The sequence below is a fragment of the Streptomyces beijiangensis genome, assembly GCF_017315755.1.
Classification (GTDB): domain Bacteria; phylum Actinomycetota; class Actinomycetes; order Streptomycetales; family Streptomycetaceae; genus Streptomyces; species Streptomyces beijiangensis.
Genome location: NZ_JAFLRJ010000776.1, coordinates 1 through 1352, shown reverse-complemented (window position 1 = coordinate 1352; position 1352 = coordinate 1). Strand labels below are relative to the sequence as shown.

Genomic DNA, 1352 nt, shown 5'->3' with positions numbered 1-1352 from the left:
GCGTTGCTGCTGGCCGCCGGAGAGCGCGCCGCCCGGCTGGCGCAGCCGGTCCTTGACCTCGCGCCACAGCCCCGCCTTGGTCAGGCACTCCTCGACGAGGTCGTCCTTGCCGCCGCGGGCCGCCTTGATGCCGTTGAGCTTCAGGCCCGCCAGGACGTTGTCGTACAGCGACATGGCGGGGAAGGGGTTCGGCTTCTGGAAGACCATGCCGATCTCGCGGCGGGCACGGGTGATGCGGCGGCCCCGGTCGTAGATGTCGTCGCCGTCGAGAAGGACCCGGCCTGCGAGGGAGGCCGAGTCGATCAGCTCGTGCATACGGTTGAGGATCCGCAGGAAGGTCGACTTGCCGCAGCCCGAGGGGCCGATGAGGGCGGTGACCTCGCGGGCGGGCATGGTGAGCGAGACCCGGTCGAGGACCTTGTGGTCGGCGAACCAGGCGGAGATCGCCTCGGCTTCGAGGGAGGCAGCGGCGGTCGCGGACGTCACCACGCGGGGCTGGACGACGGTGTCGATGAGATCGGACATGGCGGAGTGACTCCCGGTCGGCCGGAGGACGTCGGTCAGAGGAGGTTGGGGAGAAGGCGGGTGGCGGCGGAGGCGACCGCCAGGCCGAGTGCGGTGAGCACGGGCACGGCGCTGATCCAGGTCTGCCAGCGGCCCCAGACGCGGTGCGCCCAGACGGCGAGGAGGGATGCGATGAAGAGGGCCTGGCACCAGAGGAAGACCGCGAGCCACGCACCGCTCTCACCCTTGAGCGCCTCCTCGGCGGGGCTGATGACACCGGAGCGGGCGGGGGCCGGCTGGATCGGCGAGGTCAGTTCGGCGTCGACGCGCAGGAGTCCGGAGGGGGTGTACGGGGCGCCGCTCGCGGTGATGAGTGTGAGCCGCCCCTGCCCCTGGCCGAGCGTGGCGGGGAGCTTGTCGCCGGGGTGGCGTACATCCAACACCCGGTACACAGCCCTTCCCTGACCCGTCGTCAGTTCGATCTCCGCGCCCGGCGGAAGCTTGTGGACGGCGCCGAAGGGGGAGCCGTAACCCCACTGCCTGCCCATGATCACGGAGGTGCCCGGCTGGCCCGGCATGGCGGTGTCGCGGCGGTGTCCGGGGCCGGACATCAGCACGCCGGAGGTGGTGCCCTCGGCGACGACCTCGTTCAGGCCGAGGGCGGGAATGCGCAGGAGCGCGACCGGGGAGCCCATGGCGAGCGGCTTGTTGTCGTAGGTGCGCTGGCCCACCGGGGCCGTTCCCAGGGCGAGTTGCTTGCGCAGCTCGTCGTAGGCGACCTGCTGGTCGCGGGTGTGCTGGAGGTGGCCCACGATCGTGAGGCCGGCGGCGAAGCCGATGAGGACGGC

2 protein-coding genes are annotated in these 1352 nt (G+C 71.7%); both read right to left on the bottom strand.

Annotation, left to right across the window (positions count from 1 at the left end; translation table 11 throughout):
- Positions 1-525 (bottom strand): phosphate ABC transporter ATP-binding protein (locus J0695_RS39005; protein WP_242553744.1); only part of this gene is annotated, 525 nt, incomplete at its 3' end.
- A 35-nt stretch (positions 526-560) separates the two neighbouring features.
- Positions 561-1352 (bottom strand): sortase (locus J0695_RS39000; protein WP_206969596.1); only part of this gene is annotated, 792 nt, incomplete at its 5' end.